Origin of the sequence: Flavobacterium ustbae, from assembly GCF_003946915.1 — a bacterium.
In the GTDB taxonomy this organism is placed as follows: Bacteria; Bacteroidota; Bacteroidia; order Flavobacteriales; family Flavobacteriaceae; genus Flavobacterium; species Flavobacterium ustbae.
Window position 1 is genome coordinate 323,250 of record NZ_RPOC01000003.1, and the last position, 20,965, is coordinate 344,214.

At 34.3% G+C, this 20,965-nt stretch carries 16 protein-coding genes; 3 read left to right on the plus strand and 13 right to left on the minus strand.

From position 1 onward, the window contains the following. Position 1: 1 nt before the first annotated feature. The 4 genes from EG814_RS07100 to truA form a co-directional block, all read right to left on the minus strand. The gene (locus tag EG814_RS07100) at positions 2-2,599 is read right to left on the minus strand and encodes a zinc-dependent metalloprotease (RefSeq protein ID WP_125720335.1); all 2,598 of its coding nucleotides are present in this window, start codon (positions 2,597-2,599) and stop codon (positions 2-4) included. A gap of 86 nt (positions 2,600-2,685) precedes the next feature. Further along, a complete protein-coding gene (locus EG814_RS07105) occupies positions 2,686-4,257 on the minus strand; it encodes a histidine kinase (protein WP_125720337.1) in 1,572 nt (523 codons plus the stop codon). 16 nt (positions 4,258-4,273) lie between these two features. After that, entirely contained in the window at positions 4,274-6,028 is a 1,755-nt protein-coding gene (locus EG814_RS07110; RefSeq protein ID WP_125720339.1) for an ABC transporter ATP-binding protein, read from the minus strand. A gap of 138 nt (positions 6,029-6,166) precedes the next feature. Next, positions 6,167-6,913 (minus strand): tRNA pseudouridine(38-40) synthase TruA, encoded by a 747-nt coding sequence (gene truA, locus EG814_RS07115; protein WP_125720340.1) that lies wholly within the window; start codon positions 6,911-6,913, stop codon positions 6,167-6,169. 332 nt (positions 6,914-7,245) lie between these two features. Between truA and EG814_RS07120 the strand changes: the two genes are divergently transcribed. Further along, positions 7,246-7,740 (plus strand): metallophosphoesterase family protein, encoded by a 495-nt coding sequence (locus EG814_RS07120; RefSeq protein WP_125720342.1) that lies wholly within the window; start codon positions 7,246-7,248, stop codon positions 7,738-7,740. Here the strand turns inward: EG814_RS07120 and EG814_RS07125 are convergent, their stop codons facing one another. From EG814_RS07125 to EG814_RS07135, 3 genes are all read right to left on the minus strand, one after another. Continuing rightward, positions 7,741-8,655, minus strand: a complete 915-nt coding sequence (locus EG814_RS07125) for a sensor histidine kinase (RefSeq protein WP_125720344.1) — start codon at positions 8,653-8,655, stop codon at positions 7,741-7,743. Positions 8,656-8,667: 12 nt separating this feature from the next. Then, positions 8,668-9,327 carry a response regulator transcription factor gene (locus tag EG814_RS07130; RefSeq protein ID WP_125720346.1) on the minus strand — a complete coding sequence of 220 codons (660 nt, stop codon included), beginning with the start codon at positions 9,325-9,327 and terminating at the stop codon, positions 8,668-8,670. A gap of 149 nt (positions 9,328-9,476) precedes the next feature. Beyond that, the gene (locus tag EG814_RS07135; protein ID WP_125720348.1) at positions 9,477-9,887 is read right to left on the minus strand and encodes a DUF4293 domain-containing protein; all 411 of its coding nucleotides are present in this window, start codon (positions 9,885-9,887) and stop codon (positions 9,477-9,479) included. A gap of 181 nt (positions 9,888-10,068) precedes the next feature. Here EG814_RS07135 and rho point away from each other — a divergent pair, with 181 nt between their 5' ends. Then, complete coding sequence (rho, locus tag EG814_RS07140; RefSeq protein WP_125720350.1) at positions 10,069-11,910, plus strand: transcription termination factor Rho; 1,842 nt, start codon at positions 10,069-10,071, stop codon at positions 11,908-11,910. A gap of 159 nt (positions 11,911-12,069) precedes the next feature. Here the strand turns inward: rho and EG814_RS07145 are convergent, their stop codons facing one another. The 4 genes from EG814_RS07145 to EG814_RS07160 all read right to left on the minus strand — a co-directional run bounded on the left by EG814_RS07145 (position 12,070) and on the right by EG814_RS07160 (position 15,468). Further along, the gene (locus EG814_RS07145) at positions 12,070-13,086 is read right to left on the minus strand and encodes a M28 family peptidase (protein ID WP_125720352.1); all 1,017 of its coding nucleotides are present in this window, start codon (positions 13,084-13,086) and stop codon (positions 12,070-12,072) included. 9 nt (positions 13,087-13,095) lie between these two features. Then, on the minus strand, positions 13,096-14,097 hold the full coding sequence (locus EG814_RS07150; RefSeq protein WP_125720354.1) for a DUF3667 domain-containing protein: 1,002 nt from the start codon (positions 14,095-14,097) through the stop codon (positions 13,096-13,098). Between the two features lie 35 nt (positions 14,098-14,132). Further along, positions 14,133-14,906 carry a dienelactone hydrolase family protein gene (locus EG814_RS07155; protein WP_125720356.1) on the minus strand — a complete coding sequence of 258 codons (774 nt, stop codon included), beginning with the start codon at positions 14,904-14,906 and terminating at the stop codon, positions 14,133-14,135. A gap of 109 nt (positions 14,907-15,015) precedes the next feature. Next, complete coding sequence (locus EG814_RS07160) at positions 15,016-15,468, minus strand: Lrp/AsnC family transcriptional regulator (protein WP_057116602.1); 453 nt, start codon at positions 15,466-15,468, stop codon at positions 15,016-15,018. Between the two features lie 219 nt (positions 15,469-15,687). Here EG814_RS07160 and rocD point away from each other — a divergent pair, with 219 nt between their 5' ends. Next, the gene (gene rocD / locus EG814_RS07165; protein WP_164515285.1) at positions 15,688-16,941 is read left to right on the plus strand and encodes an ornithine--oxo-acid transaminase; all 1,254 of its coding nucleotides are present in this window, start codon (positions 15,688-15,690) and stop codon (positions 16,939-16,941) included. Positions 16,942-17,081: 140 nt separating this feature from the next. On the opposite strand, the gene EG814_RS07170 is transcribed toward rocD, so the two are convergent. Together EG814_RS07170 and EG814_RS07175 are read right to left on the minus strand one after the other, a co-directional pair. Next, positions 17,082-18,734, minus strand: a complete 1,653-nt coding sequence (locus EG814_RS07170) for an arylsulfatase (RefSeq protein WP_125720358.1) — start codon at positions 18,732-18,734, stop codon at positions 17,082-17,084. A 772-nt stretch (positions 18,735-19,506) separates the two neighbouring features. Further along, entirely contained in the window at positions 19,507-20,958 is a 1,452-nt protein-coding gene (locus EG814_RS07175; protein ID WP_125720360.1) for a RagB/SusD family nutrient uptake outer membrane protein, read from the minus strand. Positions 20,959-20,965 lie beyond the last annotated feature (7 nt).

Below are 20,965 nucleotides of genomic sequence, written 5' to 3' on the forward strand. Positions count from 1 at the left end.
ATTAAAAGGTTGTATTATTTAGAGCTTTTTCGATTCGTTGGATCAAATCGCGGTAATGGTTTTGGGTAGATTGATCCCCAGTACTTTTTTTGGTTTTTAATAATTGAAGGATTTTGTTGAGTTCTCCTTTTTTATCAGAAGTCACTTCGGTAACCCTTTTTAATGAAGATTGATTAATATTTCGTGCCATGTGAGCATTGTCTAAATAACTGCATAGATGCGGCATGTTTAAAGTCTGCTGAATTTCCAGCGTTTTTTTGCCATCTGTTTTTTCAAATAATTTGTTGGTTGAAACGATTAAAACATCTACATAATTTTTCTGTGTCATTCTTTCCAAAATGCTCAAAGATTTGTTTTGAATTGTTCCCGCAAAAACACTTTGATGCATTTTTTTAAATAAGTCATTTACGGTAAAAACAGGATCTTTGGATTTATTTCGCTGATACAATTCATTTTCTGTCATTCGAAGCAAACGATCATCACTAAATAAATCATATAAAACATTGTACTGTAACTCTCTCGAAAGCGTATAAGGCGTATATTCGTAAGGCCCAAGAGGAGAATCTTTCAACGGATTGGTTTTGTCTAAAATGTCATTAAAAAATAACCAATGAGGTATTGTGGTAACATTTTTAGTTAAATAATCTGTGGCTCTTTTTTGCATTGCTGCAGGAACTGGAACATAACTTTGTTTATTGTCACCATGAACAGTAGTGTTCAAGTAAATACCGCCGATATTGTTCATTACGTGGCGATTGTACATCTGCCATTGCCCAATAGCTCCGATGTATAGTTTTCCGGTTTCATAATACGACTGATCTTTATCGTAAGTCCAGTTTAAGATATTATCGACAACGCGTTTAAGATTTTTTAAACCGTATTCGCTTGCTTTTACGGCATCGTTTCCTAAATCTTCTGATTGTGAACGCGGATCAACAATATTTTCCTGCTGCTGGCCATAGAAATAAATGGGGTCATTTTGATGTTTTGTAATTAAGGCGTTTAGTTTTGCTGTCTCGTTTTCGTTAGGCGAATACCATCTGTAACCCCATTCAATAGCATATTTATCATATTCTCCAATTTTTGGAGTAATGACCGTTACACTGTCTTCTGGCTGAGCTACATAATTGTAGCGTGCGTAATCCATAATAGATGGAGCAGTTCCGCCCATTTTTGCTGTAAATTCTTTAGAACGCAAAGATTCTACATCATAAGCAAAAGAAGAACCCATATTATGTTTCAGACCAAAAGTATGGCCCACTTCGTGAGAAGAAACAAAACGAATTGCCTCTCCCATATGTTCGTCACTAAATTTATTTCCTCTAGCTTTCGGATCGATTGGTCCAGTCTGAATACGCATCCAACTTTGAAGCGAAGTCATAACATTATGCCACCAGATAATATCAGATTCGATAATTTCACCGCTTCTCGGGTCAACCACAGAAGGCCCCATCGCGTTTGATTTTGGAGACGCGGCATACGTAATTACAGAATAGCGTACATCGTCAATATCAAAATCCAAATCTTGTTCAGTAGGTTCTTTTGCAATTATGGCATTTTTAAATCCTGCCTTTTCAAAAGCTGCCTGCCAATCGTATACGCCATCAATAATATACTTTCTCCATTGTTTTGGAGTAGACGGGTCGATGTAATAAACGATTGGTTTTTTCGGCTCTACTAATTCGCCTTTTAAATAACGCTCTTCGTCTTCCTTTTTAGGTTCTAAACGCCAGCGTGTTATTAATTCTTTTTCTAGCATTGCCTGTTGAGAGTCGGCAAAATACCAGTGTTTTTCTGTGAAGAAACCAATTCTGTTGTCAGAAAAACGAGGTTTCATTGGAATTTTATCCAATAAAATAATGTTGCTTGTAACTCCAAGAGTTACAGACAATGCAGGACCGCCTTCGCTAACAGAAGTAGTCAATTGCGATTTTACAATAATATTTTTTGGAAAAGATTTTAAACTTTCAATATAAGAAAGCTCAGATTTTACAGAACCGCCAAAACCAATGTTGCTCAAAACATCATTGAAGCTTTTTTGTTTTCCGTCAAAAATCTTATTTACTTTAATTACAACAGCTGTCGAATCATTATTTTTTGTTTCAATATCAAAAACTTCAATAATAGATTCTGCAAAATTATTTTGAACCGATTGTGTAATGGCATCTTCTTTTGGCGAAGAAACTTTTGGCACATACGATTTTACCCAAACTTTCTTTGCAATGGTATCTTTATAAAAACTGATAATCTTGTTTTCATAATTCATTCCTTTGTTTAAACCGGCTTCGTTTACCTGAAAAGGAACTTGAGATAATTTGTTTACAACTAAAAATTCTCTTTGGAATAAACTGTCTTGAATTTCGAAATAAACGTCGGTTTTAACCTGAATAATATTGAAAAGTCCTTTTTTAACAACGCCTTTTTTTACAAGGTCTCCGTATTTTTTACCTTTTTTAGAATCGGTAGAATCTTTTTTAATTTCAGTTGTATCTTCTTTTTTGTTCTTCTTTTTCTTTTGAGATTGAACAGTAAGCGGTGATAATAATAATAAAAGTATGCAAATTGTTACCAAATTATGCAGGAATGATTTTTCCTTCATCAGATGTTAAGTTTAGGTTAATTTTCGATCCGAAACTATTTTATTTTAGTTAAGGAAAAAAACAAAAAGGAGTGAGTGGCTTTTTTTTAGGAGTGAATGTTTATTAATGGAAGAATACAAACAAAATAGCCATCTTTTTCTGATGTCTTAAAATCGTTTTTCGAATAATAGTTGTAAATACTCTTTAGGTAGTTTAACCCAAATTTAGTACTCGGTTCTGCAGCCAATTTCTTCTGAAGATTGTTGCTGATGATTACCTGGTTTTCTTGAATCAGGATTTTTGTAGTTAAGGGACTTTCCTGAGTGGCAGTATTATGCTTAATAGCATTTTCTACCGCAATCTGAAAAGATAGATAGGGGATGTGTTTGTTTAAAGCAGTTTCGTTTTCGATTTCTATAGAAAAGAATAGTTCGTCTTTAAAACGAGTCTGCTGTAAAAAGATGTATTTTTCGATAAATAAAAGTTCGTCCTTCAAAGGAACAATGTTCTTTTCTGGTGGATCAATTAAATAACGATAAATGCGAGATAAATTCAATGTAAATTTCTGCGCCACTTTAATATCGCTTCCGATAAGCATATAAAGCGAGTTGAGCGAATTAAACAAAAAGTGCGGGTTAATTTGTTCTTTTAATTGTTGCAGCTGGATTAGTGCTTTCTCTTTGATGATTTTTTCGTTTTCGACTAAGAGTTTGTTTTTCTCTTGTATCACAATTCCTTTTTCTCGGTATGCGCGTCTATTAGCGTATGAGAAAAGATAGAAAATCAATAACAACATTATAGTCGTAATCGAATACGTTAAAGTTGAATACTTTTTAATAACCGCGACGTTTTCGTCTACAAAGATTTTCGGAAAATTAACGCAGATAAACCAGTTCGAATTTTTAACATCTAGTTTTTGAGTATAACGTATAACATCCAGTTTCAAAAACTCAGACATTGTAACTCTTTTTACAAAATCTTCTTTTTCGCTAAAAATAGTGTCAGAAGGATTGAACGAAGAAATTTTAAAGATGTTTTTTCCAATAAAAGCAACTTCTGGATGGTAGACACAAGTTCCTTTTTTGTCAAAAACAAAAGCATAGTTAGAAGCCGTTTTGTCTGTTTTAGAAAAATAAGTATGCAGTAATCCTAAATTAATGTCGTAACCATATTTGACAACAGTATTGTCATCTGAAATTAGTTTGAAGTAAATGCGCCAAACCAATTCTTTTCCATGACGAACAACAGTACTTATATGTTGTGCTTTTTTATTTTGCTGCAAAAAAGTTTTTATATCATTTTTGGTCGCGCTAGAAATTGTTTTGCTTCCGTACTGAATAGGATTTTCATTAATCTGAAACCAAGTATTCTCGACCAATCTGCTGTTGTCTTGCAACTGAGACATAAGTTGCAGATTATTATCAAGATTATTAGAGTTGCTTATTTTTAGAACATGCGCTATCTTTTTTTCCTGCTCCAGAAATTTTGAAAATTCCTGAGACATGAATTCCTGTTTTTTAACCAAAGTACGCAGCGATGCATCTTCATTCGCTTTTTCGGTTAGATCAGTAATCAGATTACTTAAAATATAAACAGATAAAACGGTAATCAGAATCGAAACAATAACGTATATTAAGAACGCGCGTCGAGAAGTAATATTTTTTATTCTAAATTTCAAAAAGTATCGTCATGACTTAATTTGCTACGGCAAATTGCGAGTCATATAAATTTTTATAGTACCCATCAGTTTTTTGCAATAATTCCTGATGCGTTCCTTGTTCAACAATCAATCCCTTATCCATCACCACAATTTGATCTGCATTTACAATTGTTGCTAATCTGTGCGCAATAATAATCGAAGTTCTTCCTTTTGTAATCGTTTCTGTCGCACGCTGAATCATTTCTTCAGAATACGTATCGATAGAAGAAGTCGCTTCGTCCAAAATCAAAATACTTGGATTACTAACATATGATCGTAAAAAAGCGATCAATTGGCGCTGTCCAGACGAAAGCATAACACCGCGCTCTTTTACATCAAAATCATAATTATCTGGCAGATTCATAATAAAATCATGAACACCAATTTTCTTCGCCGCATCAATTACTTTGTCTCTTGTTATTTCTGGATTGTGCAAAGTGATATTATTATAAATCGTGTCGGCAAACAAAAATACATCCTGCAAAACGACAGCAATTTGTTTTCTTAACGAAGCCAAAGTGTAGTTTTCGATATTTTCACCGTCAATGCAGATTGTCCCACTATTAATTTCGTAAAAACGATTCAGTAAATTAATAATAGTAGATTTTCCAGCACCTGTAGAACCCACAATAGCAACAGTCTGTCCAGCCGAAACCGATAAATCGATTCCCTTAATAACTTCTTCTTCTGGAATATAGCTGAAACGAACGTCTTTGAAATCAATTTTTCCGTTAAAAACGGGAGCCTCAATTGTTCCGGTATCTTGAATGTGATCTTGCGTGTCGATAATGTCAAAAACACGATTGGCAGCAATCATTCCTAATTGCATCTCGTTAAATTTATCTGCAATTTGTCTCAACGGATTAAACAGCATTCCGATAAACATCGTGTATGAAAATAAATCTCCAAAAGTCGTAAAATGATCGCCGTTTAATATTCGGAACCCACCATAAACGACAACCAATCCTAAAGTAATAGACGAAATAATATCGGCAATTGGGAAGAAGATCGAGTTGTACAAAATCGTCTTAATCCAAGCGACTCTGTGTTTGTTATTGATTTCTTTAAAGTTTTCGGCTTCAATTTTTTCTCGGTTAAAAAGCTGTACGATTTTCATTCCCGTAACACGTTCTTGTACAAACGAGTTCATGTTGGCAATCTGCGTTCTTACTTCTTCAAAAGCGACCTGCATTTTACGCTGAAAAATTCTGGTAATATAAACCAGAATCGGCATTGCAACTATGACAATCCAAGTCAGTTTCCAGTTCATGTAAAACATAAAAATCAAGACCACAACCATTTTCATCAAATCGCTTATAATCATAAACAAACCTTGACTGAAAATTCTAGCAATCGATTCAATATCCGAAACAGCACGTGTCACCAATTGACCAACTGGAACGAGATCAAAATATTTCATTCTGAAACTCAAAATGTGCTTAAAAAGTTTCGTTCTAATATCTTTTACAATATCCTGACCAAGCCAGTTTGCCCAGTAAACAAAGTAAAACTGAGAAAAAACCTCCATCAGCAAAACTACTCCCATTAAAATTATGTACATCAGTAAACCCATTTTATCATGAGTCTTAATGTAACCATCTACCGTTTCTTTTAGTAAATAAGGACGAAGAGCGGCAAAAATAGACAGCGAAATGGCAAATAGGATTACGCCATAATAACGCCATTTATAAGGGCGCGTATATTTTAATATTCGTTTGAATAATCCAGTATCGAATGCTTTTGCTTTCATTTATTTTTAGGAGCTGTTTCCTGCTTTCCGTTACAAGTTTTTTTCAAAAATATGTTTTTGTACTGTTTTGCTAAGAGCTTCCGTTGGTCGCTTTATCAAAACACAAAAACTATATTTTTTTCAAAAAAGCTTTTCACTTCAATCAGGGCTATTTATGTAATCGTACTCTATTTTGGTTAAATATAAACCATGTGCCGGAACCGAAAATCCTGCTTTTTCTCTGCTTTTGCTGGCAATGATATCTTCAAAATCTACTAAAGAAATTTTCTTTAAACCGATATTAATCAAAGTACCAACAATAGCGCGAACCATATTTCGTAAAAACCGATTTGCCGAAATGGTAAAAATCAGTTTTCCATTATCTTGTTTCCAGTAAGCCTCAAAAATCGTGCAATCGAACGTGTTGACATCAGTATGAACTTTTGAAAAACACTGAAAATCGGTATGTTTCAATAACAATTGAGCAGCTTCGTTCATTAAGCTAACATCTAATTTCTGCGTAACATACCAGCTCAATTCCTGTAAAAACGGATTTTTAACGATATTAATATGATATTCATACGTTCTTTTTTTTGCGTCAAATCGGCAATGTGCTTCATCATGAACCAGAATAATATCAAAAATGGCAATATCTTTCGGTAAATACGAATTTAGTTTATGAATTAAAACCGGAATATCTAAGTTTTTTTCTGTATCAAAATGGCCAAACATTTCGGTAGCATGAACGCCAGTATCTGTTCTGCCAGCCCCCATAATGCTGATAGTTTCATTTAATAAAACCGAAAAAGCCTTATTTAAAGTTTCCTGAACTGAAGAAGCGTTTGGCTGTATTTGCCAGCCATGATAAGGTGTTCCGTTATAAGCAAATTGAATAAAATATCTCACAATTGAGGTTCAAAGGTTCAAAGTGACAAAGGTACAAAGGTTTTTTTAAAGATGCTAAGATTCTGAGGTGCTAAGGTTCTAAGGTTTTTCTTTAAGTGGCAAAGGTTCAAAGTAACAAAGTAACAAAGGTTTTTTGTGTTTTGGATTGTAGAGGCGCACTGCAGTGCGTCTCACGCCAGATTGGATTTTTGGTGATATCCATCATTTTCTAATCTAATGTTAGACGCACTGCGGTGCGTCTCTACAATAAAAATCTTCGTGACTTTGCATCTTCGTGGCAGAAAAAAAACTTTGTACCTTTGCCACTTTGAACCTTTGTCTCTCTAAAAAAAATGAAAAAAATCCTACTGCTTTCCGATACTCACAGCCATATAGACGATACTATTTTAAAATATGTTGCTCAGGCAGATGAAGTCTGGCATGCGGGAGATATTGGAGATTTAACGGTTACTGATACAATTAAAAAGCTAAAACCCTTAAGGGCAGTTTACGGTAATATCGATGATGCAAAAGCAAGATTAGAATTTCCGTTAAACAATCGTTTTTCATGCGAAAATGTTTCAGTTTGGATTACACATATCGGAGGTTATCCAGGAAAATACAATACGAATGTTAGGGAAGAGTTGGCTCTAAATCCGCCAAAGCTGTTTATCTGCGGACATTCGCATATTTTGAAAGTCATGTTTGATAAAAAGAACAATCTATTGCACATGAATCCAGGCGCAGCGGGAAAAAGCGGTTTTCACAAGGTAAGAACGATGCTTCGATTTGTAATTGACAATGATAAAATCAAAGATTTAGAAATTGTCGAAATAGGAGCAAAATAATTAATGTGGCAACGGAATCTGAATTTTTATTTTTGTGCCCTGATTTTCTTTAGATATAATAGATATATTCCCTTTATATTTTTTAATTCGCGCTCTAATTCTGTTTAACCCAAAACCTTCTACATCGTTTAGTTTTTGAGTTTTAAAACCAATTCCGTCATCGTAAATGCGTAGTATTAGCAGATTGTCTTTTTCAGTCAAAGAAAGTTTTGCCTTCTTAGCTTTGCTATGTTTGGTGATATTGCTGAATAATTCGCTTACAATAAAATAGATTTTCATTTCGAATTTTTCAGTATACCTTTTGCTTGTCTGAATAGAGCTTGAAAAAACAAATTCAATTGCCGAGTTGGAGTTTTTTTCACATAAATCTTCTAAAGCGTAAATTAATCCAAAACGAACCAAAAGTGACGGAACAAGATCGTGAGACATGTCTCGCAAAAGTTCATGTGCTTCAGATAGGATGGTTTTTGCTTTCTGTATTTCGTCCGATTTTATGTCATGCTGTGCTGTAAAAGTATTCAAATGTAAGCCAGCTGAAGATAATAGCGAATTGATGTTGTCGTGCAGAAAAGAAGCGATTTTTTTTCGTTCTACTTCTTGAGAATCAATGCCCGAATTAATAATGTTGAGAAGGATTTTTTGCTTGGTATCCTTGCGTTTTATTTTTTGCTTTAGTTTATTGTTTTGGTATAAAAAGTAAAATAGAAGAAAAACAATAACAGTAAGTAAAATAGTTAAACTAACAATTTTTTTATTTTGAAGCTGTTCAGATTTACTACTATTATTTGGTGTGGCTGTACTGTAAATTTGCGTATTCTGCGTTTTTATGTTTGCGGTATCATTTAGCTGCGCTATGCTAGTGCCATTAACGGCAAAAAATAACAGTAAGGAGATAAAAAAATTGAAACCAAACATTAAAATAATTTTTTAAGGATTAATCAAATTGTTTTTTAAAGCATATTTTACCAAACCAATTGTACTTTTAATATTGAGTTTCTTCATTATGTTTTTGCGATGAGTTTCGACAGTGTGCGAACTGATAAAAAGTTTTTCGCTAATTTCTTTTCCGCTGTATTCTAAAGCGATCAAAATAATGATTTCAAGCTCACGCGGACTCAAAATCGGATTTTCTATAATAACATTCGGATTGAGTTTTGGATTGTCTTTGAAAGTGTTGAAAATTTTTTCTCTAACAGCATCGCTAAAATATTCCTGACCTTGATAAACGGCTTCGACAGCTTCAATAATGTTTTCGCCAGCACAATTTTTAGTCAAATAACCTTTTGCGCCTAACTTCATTACCTCTTTAATAATTTTTAGATCATCATAGCTGGATAAAATAATGACTTTGCAAGGTAATTGTGTTTCATTAAATTCTTTCAGCGTTTCAATGCCGTCTTTTTTCGGCATGCTGATGTCTAAAATTAAAACGTCGGCCTTGTCTTTTATAACATCATCATAAACAGTAGTGCCATCCAAAGAAGTTCCGGCCACTTCAAAGTTTGAAACGGTTTGCAGCAAGTTTGAAAGACCATCAATTAATACCTGATGATCATCTGCAAGATGAATCCTTATTTTTGGTGTCATGATTATTTGAATTTGAAAATACAAATTTACGACGTAAATCAAATGTTTATTGTACTCTTTAAGTTTGATTTGTAATACAATAAGGTATAAAAAAAACCCGAATATAGATTCGGGTTTTTCTTCGCACAAAATAAACTAAGTTTATAGGTTTACCTCAAACGATCAACAGATTTTACAAGATCTTCGTCCTTTTTGATGGCCTTATTAGCTAAAACTAATAACACGATAGCAACAATCGGCATGAACATCCCAATACCTTTCTCAGAGACCTCAGTCCCTCCAGATAAATTTAGTGATCGATATACAAATAATCCTAATAAAATTAAATTTAATATGATGTTCAGTCTGTTTAAAACAAACTGATTTTGTCTCTTTTTAAATGAAATTATACTAATAATACTAAGCATGGTTGTTAAACCTAATAAAACAGTATAAAGCTGATCCTGCATAAAAAAGAAAGGCTTGCCTGCACTAGTTGTCCAAAGCGGAACAAAAAGCATTAAAATGCCTGTTACAGCAAAAGCCAAAAAAATATATACAGTTTGAATTCTTTGTATCATGGTCTAAAAATGTTTTACAAAAATATATTTTCTTTTTTTAAAATACTATTGTATGATAAAATTTTATTCGTATTATTGCATCATAATACCGTAAGCACTTCATACTGCGGTCAATTCAAATTAATTATCTACCTATTCTTTTTACAGTATTCCTTAAAATAATTAAATTCATAGAACATTCATGTTTGATATTTCTGCATTAAAAGAAATGAAGCTTGCTGAGCTTCAAGAAATAGCTAAGTTAGCTAAAACAATAAAGATTACTGGTGTAAAAAAAGAGACTTTAATTAGTCAGATTTTAGCACACCAAGAAGCATCTAATGCACCAGCTGAAGCTCCACAAACAACAGCAGTTTCTGAAGCTAAAGAAGAAAAACCAAAACGCGCTAGAATTGCACCAGCAAAACCAAAAGCAGCAAATACAAAAAATACTCCTGTTTTAGAATTTGATAAAGTAGAGGAAACTGTTCAAAATAACGATACTGCTGAAACAGTTCAGCCAATTGCAGAAACGGCAACTGAAGCAGAAGCAGTACAGGAAAATAAAACAGCAGCAAAAAGAGAATCTAAAGCTGTAAAATTTAATAAACAGGCATACGAGAAGAAAGTAGCGCTGAAAAAGGAGAAAGAAATAGTAAAGGAAGTAGCTCCTGAAGAAGTTGCAGAATTAGCTCCATCAGAATCAATTGTTTCTGAACCAACAGCCGAAACAGCTGAAAAAACTCCACCAATAGCTCCTGCTAAAAAGATCAATCCGAATCAGAATAAAAACCAGAACCAAAATCAAAACCCGAATCAGAACCAAAATCAGAACGGGAATGGCAATGGTAACGGAAATCACAATAATCAAAATCCTAACCACAAGAATAAAAAGAACAATAATAACTTTAGAGATTCAGATTTTGAATTTGACGGAATTATTGAAAGTGAAGGCGTTTTAGAAATGATGCCAGACGGTTACGGATTTTTACGTTCATCAGATTATAATTATTTAGCTTCTCCAGATGATATTTATTTATCAACTTCACAAATCAGATTGTTTGGTTTAAAAACCGGAGATACTGTAAAAGGAGTGGTTCGCCCGCCAAAAGAAGGTGAGAAGTTTTTTCCTTTAGTTCGTGTATTAAAAATTAACGGACACGATCCGCAAGTCGTTCGAGATAGAGTTTCTTTCGAACACTTGACACCCGTTTTTCCTTCAGAAAAATTTAAACTAGCCGAAAAAGGCAGTTCTATTTCAACAAGAATTATTGATTTGTTTTCACCAATAGGAAAAGGACAGCGTGGTATGATCGTTGCACAGCCTAAAACGGGTAAAACAATGCTTCTTAAAGATATTGCAAACGCAATTGCAGCCAACCATCCTGAAGTTTATTTGATTGTTCTTCTTATTGACGAGCGTCCAGAGGAAGTTACAGATATGCAAAGAAGTGTTCGCGGTGAAGTTATCGCTTCAACTTTCGACAGAGAGCCGCAAGAGCACGTAAAAATTGCCAACATTGTATTAGAAAAAGCAAAACGTTTAGTAGAATGCGGTCACGATGTAGTGATTTTATTAGATTCGATTACACGTTTGGCAAGAGCTTATAATACGGTTCAACCAGCTTCTGGAAAAGTGTTAAGTGGTGGTGTTGATGCCAATGCATTGCAAAAACCAAAACGTTTCTTTGGAGCGGCTAGAAATGTAGAAAACGGTGGATCTTTAAGTATTATCGCAACTGCATTAACAGAAACAGGTTCTAAAATGGACGAAGTTATCTTCGAAGAATTTAAAGGAACTGGTAACATGGAATTACAATTAGACCGTAAGATAGCCAATAAACGTATTTTCCCTGCAATCGATCTTACATCGTCTAGTACACGTCGAGACGATTTATTATTAGACGAAAAAACATTACAAAGAATGTGGATCATGCGTAAATATCTATCAGATATGAACCCAGTAGAATCAATGGATTTTGTAAACGACCGTTTCAAGAAAACCAAAAACAACGAAGAGTTTTTGATTTCGATGAATGACTAGGGGAAGGTGCTAAGGGACTGAGGTGCAAAGGCGCAAAGGTTTCTTAACTTCATGCAGAGTTTTAATAAAAATAAGAAAAGGATGAGTTCAGAAATTTCTGAATTCATCCTTTTTTTATACAGTTACAAAAACACCTTTGCACCTTTGTACCTCAGAACCTTATTTTTTATCAACTACCGGTCTATTTTCTCTATTAGCCAAATCCCAAGCTACAACAAAAGCAAGTTTAGTTCTTTTGGTTAGGGCGTCGTATTCAATTTTTTCTGGAATATCGTCTTTTCCGTGGTAATCTTCGTGAACTCCGTTAAAGAAGAAAACAGATGGAATGCCATGTTTTGCAAAGTTATAGTGATCAGAACGCTCGTAGAAATGGTTTGGATCTTTAGGGTCGTTAAATTTGTAATCTAAGTCCATTTTGATGTATTTCTCATTTTGATCTACAACAGCATTGTGTAAATCAGACGAAAGTCTATCTGCACCAATTACATACACATAATTGTTTGTATTAGAATGCACTACATCGCGACGTCCGATCATGTCAATGTTAATATCGGCAATTGTATTTGCAATAGGGAATAACGGATTTTCAGAATAGAAACGAGATCCGTGTAAACCGTGTTCTTCACCAGTTACATGAAGAAATAGAATTGAACGTTTTGGTCCGTGCCCTTGTTTTTTCGCTTTAGCAAAAGCTTTAGCCATTTCAATAAGTGCAACAGTTCCAGAACCATCATCATCAGCACCATTATAGATTTCGCCGTTTTTAATTCCAATGTGATCATAATGTGCAGAAATTACAAGTACTTCATCTGGTTTTTCAGAACCTTCAATATAAGCCCAGATATTTTCAGAATCAGGAAGATTTTCGTTACGTTTTGCGTTCAAAAAAGCGGCAGGCACATGCTGATAATAATCTGGAGCTCCTTTAGGAAAAGAGATGCCATTTTTTTTGTATTGCTCGATCATGTAAAGACCCGCTTTTTTCTGTCCTTTAGAACCCGTTTCGCGGCCTTCCATTTCGTCAGAAGCAATAGTGTAAAGCATTTTTTTAAGATCTTTTTCGCTAATAGCCTTAATGTATTTTGAAGGATCCGAATTGTCTTTGGATGCTGTTGACTGCGTAGTTTTGCAAGAGTACGCAGTAACGATTAAAAATAAAATGAGTAATTTTTTCATTCTAGATAGTTAGTGTAAATTAATAAATGTGTAAAGAACGTAAACGGTGAGTAAAAATAGAATAAAAAGTGAGTTTATTATAAAAAGCAATACGCTTTTAACAAACGATACTATTCTAGATTCGCCATAAAAACGATGATGGGCAGGATAAAAGTAGTAGCACATCCAAATTGTTCCTACAAAGTTGGTAATTGCAGATATATATAACAGCGGACTACCTTTTCCAGCAAGACCAATAATTCTGTCAATTATAAACATAATGAGAAAAATAAGAAGCAAGAACGAAAAATAATGAAGCGTAAAAATGCCATGATCAAAATAATACCATCTTTTTTTGTTATGAAAAAGCCACAAGAAAAAGGCAAAAAAGGGCATAATAATAAATAGAATTTTGGGTAGATTATGAAAGAAAGATTCTATGAATTTTATGATGATTTCTTTTTTTGTATATTTTTCAGTTACATGAACGGCTTTTTCATAGAACCAATAGGATGTTGCATTTAGCTTTTCGCTTTCCTTTCCATATTTCTGAATTGAATCAATTTCTTTCATTGGTTTTAATTGAAAATAGGACTTGTCTACTACTTTCGATTTCAAATATGATTTTTCTTTCCAGTTTTTCTTTTCTTTTGCGGCTTCTTTTTCAAAACTGGATGTAATTTCTTTCTCGTTTTTTGTTAGCTCATCAGTTAAATTGTTTGGAAATAAAGCAATTAAAAGAAAAGTGATAAAACTGATAAAGATATAAAGACGAACTGGTGCCAAATAAGACAAACGCTTTCCAGAGAGATATTCTTTAGTTAAGGTTGAAGGCTTAAAAAGTAAGTTTTTGATGGTTTTCCAAAATGCATTTTCATAATGCGTTAAATCTTCAAAAAAATGAACAAATAAATGATGAAAAGTCTTTCTAGAATCGCTGTTTTCTTGTCCGCAGTTAGGACAAAATTTTTGCTCAACAACGTGCCTGCAGTTCAAGCAGGTTTTATCTTCTCTAATTTTACTGTGTGACATTGGTTTTTTGGTTTGTTTTCTAGGCAGTTTTTGGTTTATTTTTTCAGGACTTCATTTAAAAAGAGCTGTAAATGATCAAACGATCTTTTAGCTGCGACTGGATTGTAGGCAGCGCCTTTAGAATTATCGTTTCCTGCTTCTGGATTTGTAAAAGAGTGTACGGAATTGGCATAATAAATCATTTGCCAGTCCGCTTTAGAATCATGCATTTCTTGTTGAAAGGATGCAATTTCGTCTTTAGAAACAAACGGATCGTCAGCGCCATGACAGATTAAAACTTTTGTATTAATGATTTCTGTTTTTCTGCTGGCATCTTTTCCTAAACCGCCGTGAAATGAAGCGACACCTTTAAGTTTTAAATCGCCTCTGGCAGCTTCTAAAACTCCAGTTCCGCCAAAACAATAGCCTATAGCAACAATATTATCGGCATTGGCTCCTAGCTTTATAAGTTCATGTAAAGCAATATCAATTCTTTTTTGATAAGCTTCATAATTTTGTTTGTAAAACCCAGCTTGTTTTCCCGCTTCGCCTGTATTTTTAGGATAGTTTCCTTCGCCATAGATATCAGCGATAAAGACGTGATAACCTAGTTTAGATAATTCTTCTGCGATTCCTTTTGAGGCATTGTCAATTCCGAGCCAGGCTGGCAACAATAAGATTCCAGGGTTATTGGTGCTTTTTTTAGTAGATTTTATAAATAAGCCATTTAACTGCTGGCTTCCTTCGCTATATTTTACGGGTTTTAATTGCGCATTCATAAGATTAGAAAATAAGATTGCACTGAATAAAATGATTATAGAGTTTTTCATGAATTCTTTAATTTTTAACAAATATCAGAAATATTATGTTACAAAAAAACCTCACAACTAAATTCTTGTGAGGTTTGTAACGAATATTTTAAAAGACTGTTTTTCTTCTTTATAACGATATATTTCGCTTAAAAGCGCAACCCAGTTCTACAATAGAATCGGTTTTGGCAATGCCTGGAATTCCGTCGATTTTTTCGTAAAGAATTCGGCGCATATGTTCGTGATTTTTGGCAATAATTTTAATGTAAAGCGTAAAAGAACCTGTTACATAATAACATTCTGTTATTTCTGGAATTTCTTTAAGCGCTTCAATAATACGATCAGAATCTGAATCTTTGTTTAGCGTAATTCCTGTGAAAGAAGCCCAATCGTAGCCTATTTTTTTTTCTTGAATAATCGGTTTGATTCCGCCAATTACACCTTGTTCAATCATTCTGTTAATACGCTGATGCACCATTGTATTTGATATTTTTAAATTAGCAGCGATTGCAGAAAAAGCCATTCTTCCGTCTTTTTCCAGTTCTTTAATAATGCTAATATCAAATTCGTCTAATAATTCCATGCAGTAAAAAATCGTTTAAAATTGCGTTTTTGTGATTCATAAAAGTAATTATTTTTTTAAACATTCAGATAAAGAATATTTCTGTTAAAGGAAATTTACTTTTTTGTAGTTTAAAAATATATGTTTTGACTTGTAATTTGTTATTTATAAGTCAAAATTTGAATTTAAAACCTGTTTTTAATTTAATTTTGATATTTTTGCAGAAATAAAAAGCATATTATGATAAGTACAGACAAAACACTTTCGTCAAAATCTGAAGTTTTGATTGAAAAAGAAAACAAATATGGAGCTCATAATTATCATCCGCTACCTGTAGTTTTAGAACGTGGAGAAGGCGTATATGTTTGGGATGTTGACGGAAAGAAATATTACGATTTTTTATCTGCTTATTCTGCAGTGAATCAAGGACATTGCCACCCCAAAATTGTGAATGCAATGGTGGAACAAGCGCAAAAACTGACTTTGACTTCTCGTGCTTTTTACAATGATAAATTAGGAAACTACGAAGAATACGTAACGAAATATTTTGGTTTCGATAAAGTGCTTCCAATGAATACGGGAGCAGAAGCGGTTGAAACAGCTTTAAAGATTTCTAGAAAATGGGCTTATGAAGTAAAAGGAATTCCAGAAAACCAAGCGCAGATCATTGTGTGCGAGAATAATTTTCACGGAAGAACGACGACAATTATCTCATTTTCAAATGATGAAACAGCACGTAAAAACTTCGGACCGTTTACTGACGGATTTATTAAAATTGAATATGATAATTTGGAAGCGCTAGAAAACGCTTTAAATTCATCAAAAAATATTGCTGGATTTTTGGTTGAGCCAATTCAAGGTGAAGCTGGAGTTTATGTGCCTTCTGAAGGTTATTTAGCGAAAGCGAAAGCCCTTTGCGAAAAGCATAATGTACTTTTTATTGCAGATGAGGTTCAGACTGGAATTGCAAGAACAGGCAAATTGTTAGCTGTTCATCACGAAAATGTGCAGCCAGATGTTTTAATTTTAGGAAAAGCAATTTCTGGCGGAGTTTATCCAGTTTCTGCTGTTTTATGTAATAACGAAATCATGAACGTTATTAAACCAGGACAGCATGGCTCTACTTTTGGAGGAAACCCAGTTGCGGCGGCTGTTGCGATTGCTGCTTTAGAAGTGGTAAAAGATGAAAAACTGGCAGAAAATGCGGAACGTTTAGGAATTATTTTAAGAAAAGGATTAAACGAAATTGCAGAAAGAAATGACTTAATCACTTTAGTTCGTGGTAAAGGTTTATTAAATGCAATTGTGATTAATAGTGGAGAAGACTCAGATTTGGCTTGGGAAATTTGCTTGAAATTTAGAGACAACGGATTATTAGCAAAACCAACACACGGAAACAAAATTAGATTCGCACCGCCTTTGGTAATGACCGAAGAACAAATTCACGAATGTTTGGAGATTATCGAGAAATCTTTGAATGAATTTAAAAACTAAGAAGTTCTCTTTTGAGATTTAAAATAGAAAAAGCAGCAAATTCAATTGCTGCTTTTTTTTGTAGACACCATTTTTTTTAAAAGCGGTTACTTATTCGGTAACCGCTTTTTTCATAATTGCTAAAATATCAAAAAAAGCAATTATTTTTTAGCAGCAGCTCCAGGAATCAGCTCGTTTCTTTGTTTGAATTTGCTGTATTCTACAACTCCTGTTTTATCTGCCCAGTCAAAATATTTAGCCGAAAGATCGTTTACAATTCCTGCGTTCTGAGCAGCCACATTTGTTGTTTCACCACGGTCTGCTTCAAGATCGTAAAGTTCCCATTGGTAAGAAGGGTAGATCGAAACCAATTTCCATTTTCCTTCTCTCACAGCTCTATTTCCAGCTCTTTCCCAGAATATTGGAGCGCCTCGATTTACTTCAGAAGCGTTGTCAAATAAAACTGGCAATAGACTTTTTCCTGCCAACGGGTTAGAGTTTACGCCGTTGAGCGTTTTTGGATATTCAATTCCAGCCAATTCGTAAAAAGTAGGAGCAAGGTCAATGATGTGTCCTGTTCCTTTATCGATTCTTCCTGCTTTAATTTTTGAAGGATACCAAGCGATAAACGGAGAACTGAATCCGCCTTCGTGCATATTGTTTTTATAATCCTGTAACGGAGTATTCGATAAATACGCCCAGTTTTGTTCCTGATAATCAAAAGATCCAGAAGAACCAATTGGTCCATCGTTACGAACTAAACCTCTTTTTAACGGATTGTAAGTATTAAATCCGCCTTGAGCTCCATTGTCAGCAATGAAGACAATCAGCGTGTTTTTGTCTTTTTTCAATGCTTTTAATTTGTCTAAAATTTTACCCACGTTTTGATCCATATTGTCTACCATTGCAGCATAAACTTCCATTTTAGCTTTCCAAAATTGTTTTTCGTCATACGTTAATTTGTCCCATTCTGGAACTTCTGGATCGCGTGGAGCAATGGTTTGGTTGGGAAGTAAAATCCCGTTTTCTCTTAATTTTTTAATTCTTTTTTCTCTTAAAACATCCCAGCCTTCATCAAATTTGCCTCTGTATTTGGCAATGTCAACTTGTTTTGCCTGCAATGGCCAGTGTGGCGCCGTAAAAGCCAAATACAAGAAGAAAGGCTTGTTTTCTTTGTTTTGTTCTTCTAAGAAAGTAACCGCATTGTTTCCGATTTCATCTGTAAAGTAATATGAGTCATCTTTTGGATGTAATTCTTCATTGTTGCGAATCATTTTTACAGGATAAGCCGTTTTTCCGAAAGGAAGCGGTTTGGTATCAAAATAATTTGCTGCACCTTTTAAGATTCCGTAAAATTTATCAAAACCCCTTTGATTCGGCCATTGCGCTTGATCTTCCGATCCAACGTGCCATTTTCCAGACATTAAAGTGCTATAACCTCCCGAACGGAAAACTTCTCCTAGAGTTAGAGATTCTTTGTTTAGATAACCTTGATAAGCCGGCAAACCTAAATTGACATCAAAATAACCCACACCCGCTTTGTGCTGATATTGTCCCGTTAATAAAGAAGCTCTTGTAGGCGCACAAATCGAGTTGTTGTAAAATTCACGAAGACGTGTTCCTTCTTTGGCTAGACGGTCTAGATTTGGAGTCTTAATTTCAGATCCGTAGTTTCCTAAATCTGAATAACCCATATCATCAACCATGATTAAAATTACGTTTGGTTTTGAAGATGCGTTTTGGGCATCGATTTCAACAGCACCTATTATTCCCGTCAGCAAGACTGAGAATAAAATGTTTAATTTTTTATTCATCTTATTTTATAATTTACTGTTTGTATATTTTTAATTCGTTAAAATATTTTTGAAACACATAGAGACATAGATTTTTTTGCTTTTGAAAAGAATACAAAAGAGAAATTCATTTCTCCACACATAGATCTGTTAGCTAAATCTCATTTGGATTTATTTTTCATCATTGGGCTATGTGCATTCAAACTAGTGAAATGCCTCTATGCAGCATTATGATCTATGTTTCTATGTGTTTAAATTTTCTCTCGCAGATTTCGCAGATTTTTTTTATCTATTTAATCTTATAATCTATGTACATTCAAACAAGTCAAACGCCTCTATGCAGCATTATAATCTATGTTTCTATGTGTTTAAATTTTCTCTCGCAGATTTAGCAGATTTTTTTTATCTATTTAATCTTATAATCTATGTGCATTCAAACAAGTCAAACGCCTTTACGCAGCATTATAAACTATGTCTCTATGTGTTTAAATTTGCTCTCGCAGATTTAGCAGATTTGGCAGATTTTTTATCTATTTAATCTTTAGTGAAACACCCCTAAGTAGCATTATGATCTATGTTTCTATGTGTTTAAATTTTCGCTCGCAGATTTAGCAGATTTGGCAGATTTTTTTATCTATTTAATCTTTATAATCTATGTGCATTAAAAACAAGTGAAACGCCTCTACGCAGGATTATGATCTATGTTTCTATGTGTTTAAATTTGCTCTCGCAGATTTAGCAGATTTAACAGATTTTTTAATCCATTTAATCCGTGTAATCTGTGGCAAAAAAATTATTGCCTCCAAGCCGGAACCTGCTTCAAATTCGGATTCAAATCCAATTCTCTTTGTGGAATCGGAAAGTGAACGTGTTTGGGCTGTGCATTGGTTTTTCCTGCTGCTTTTAATTTTGCTACAAAATAATCAGAACCTCTTCTAGCCAAATCAAACCAGCGCTGATATTCATAAACCAATTCTTTTCTTCTTTCTTCAAAAACTGCTTCTCTAAAATCATCCTGACTTAATGCTGGTGAAGTTTCTGCTAACAACGGAATTCCTGCTCTTGTTCTCACGCGGTCAACCGCCGCATAAGCTTCTGGAGTTGGTCCGTTGTTTTGCTCGTTTAGCGCTTCTGCGTAAATCAGCAACACTTCTGCAAATCGTATAATTGGTGTATTTTTAGAAGATTGCCCAGGCGAAGTTGGCGTTGCAGGATCAAAATATTTATTGAAATGTGGTGTAACTTTATACGTCTTTCCGTCGGTCGGGCTCACAAATTCTACAGCAAAAGTGATGTACTTTCTTTTGTCGGTTTCAGCGAAAGCTTCAAAAAGTCCACCTTCTTTGTGCAAAGCATCGGCTTGATCGCCAGCAATTCCAGGAACAGAAGTTGGTGCAGCCGTAGAAGCCAGCATATTTCCGTTCCAGTTGGTTAAACCTTTAAACTGAGCAGAAAAAATATGTTCTTTTCCGTTTTTAGTGGCTACATTAAAAACATCAGCATAATTTTCGAATAGATCATAAACTTTACTATCGATGATTTCTTTACTTTTTTCGGCTGCTTTCTGCCATTTCTTTTCTGTCAAATACACTTTCGCTAAAATACTTTTTGCAGCTCCAGCGGTAACTCGGCCTTTATTTTGCTGCACTACAGGAAGGGCTTCTGCATCAATCAAATCGTTTTCAATTTGGGTGTAAACTTCTGCTTCTGGCGTGTTGCTTACATTGATAACTTCAGACGATAAAACGGTAGTTTCGTGCAAAACGAGCGGCACATCGCCAAACCATCTTACCAAATTGAAATACAAAAGTGCTCTTAAAAACTTCGCTTCATTAATCAGATCTTTGTCTTTTTGTGAGTTCAGATTTGGGTTTTTGCCAATATTATCAATCGCAACATTGGCTCTATTAATTCCGTCATAACTTTGTCTCCATAACTCAATCATACGATCGTTGGATGCATCGTGAGTCAAGTTAGATAAAGCTCTAACATGCGCATTTCTAGCTCTTGGTCCCGCTTCATAATCGTCGGTTGCCATTTCGGTCGAAATCTGAATTAATCGATTGTATAAAGTATGCGTAGAACTGTTGATCGCATTATGAATGGCAATAACCGCTGCATCTGCATCTTCGGTTGTTTTATAAAAATTGGTAGACGAAATAAAAGCTTTTGGATCTTCGTCTAGAGAATTGCAGGCGCTTATTAAAACGAGCGCCGCGAAACTGAATATAAGGGTCTTTTTCATGATAAAT

Bases quoted from the DNA above. Each gene is read 5' to 3' on its own strand.
- EG814_RS07100 (WP_125720335.1), bottom strand. From the start codon at position 2,599: ATGAAGGAAAAATCATTCCTGCATAATTTGGTAACAATTTGCATACTT.
- EG814_RS07110 (WP_125720339.1), bottom strand. From the start codon at position 6,028: ATGAAAGCAAAAGCATTCGATACTGGATTATTCAAACGAATATTAAAA.
- EG814_RS07120 (WP_125720342.1), top strand. From the start codon at position 7,246: ATGAAAAAAATCCTACTGCTTTCCGATACTCACAGCCATATAGACGAT.
- EG814_RS07125 (WP_125720344.1), bottom strand. From the start codon at position 8,655: ATGTTTGGTTTCAATTTTTTTATCTCCTTACTGTTATTTTTTGCCGTT.
- EG814_RS07130 (WP_125720346.1), bottom strand. From the start codon at position 9,327: ATGACACCAAAAATAAGGATTCATCTTGCAGATGATCATCAGGTATTA.
- EG814_RS07135 (WP_125720348.1), bottom strand. From the start codon at position 9,887: ATGATACAAAGAATTCAAACTGTATATATTTTTTTGGCTTTTGCTGTA.
- rho (WP_125720350.1), top strand. From the start codon at position 10,069: ATGTTTGATATTTCTGCATTAAAAGAAATGAAGCTTGCTGAGCTTCAA.
- EG814_RS07145 (WP_125720352.1), bottom strand. From the start codon at position 13,086: ATGAAAAAATTACTCATTTTATTTTTAATCGTTACTGCGTACTCTTGC.
- EG814_RS07150 (WP_125720354.1), bottom strand. From the start codon at position 14,097: ATGTCACACAGTAAAATTAGAGAAGATAAAACCTGCTTGAACTGCAGG.
- EG814_RS07155 (WP_125720356.1), bottom strand. From the start codon at position 14,906: ATGAAAAACTCTATAATCATTTTATTCAGTGCAATCTTATTTTCTAAT.
- EG814_RS07160 (WP_057116602.1), bottom strand. From the start codon at position 15,468: ATGGAATTATTAGACGAATTTGATATTAGCATTATTAAAGAACTGGAA.
- rocD (WP_164515285.1), top strand. From the start codon at position 15,688: ATGATAAGTACAGACAAAACACTTTCGTCAAAATCTGAAGTTTTGATT.
- EG814_RS07170 (WP_125720358.1), bottom strand. From the start codon at position 18,734: ATGAATAAAAAATTAAACATTTTATTCTCAGTCTTGCTGACGGGAATA.
- EG814_RS07175 (WP_125720360.1), bottom strand. From the start codon at position 20,958: ATGAAAAAGACCCTTATATTCAGTTTCGCGGCGCTCGTTTTAATAAGC.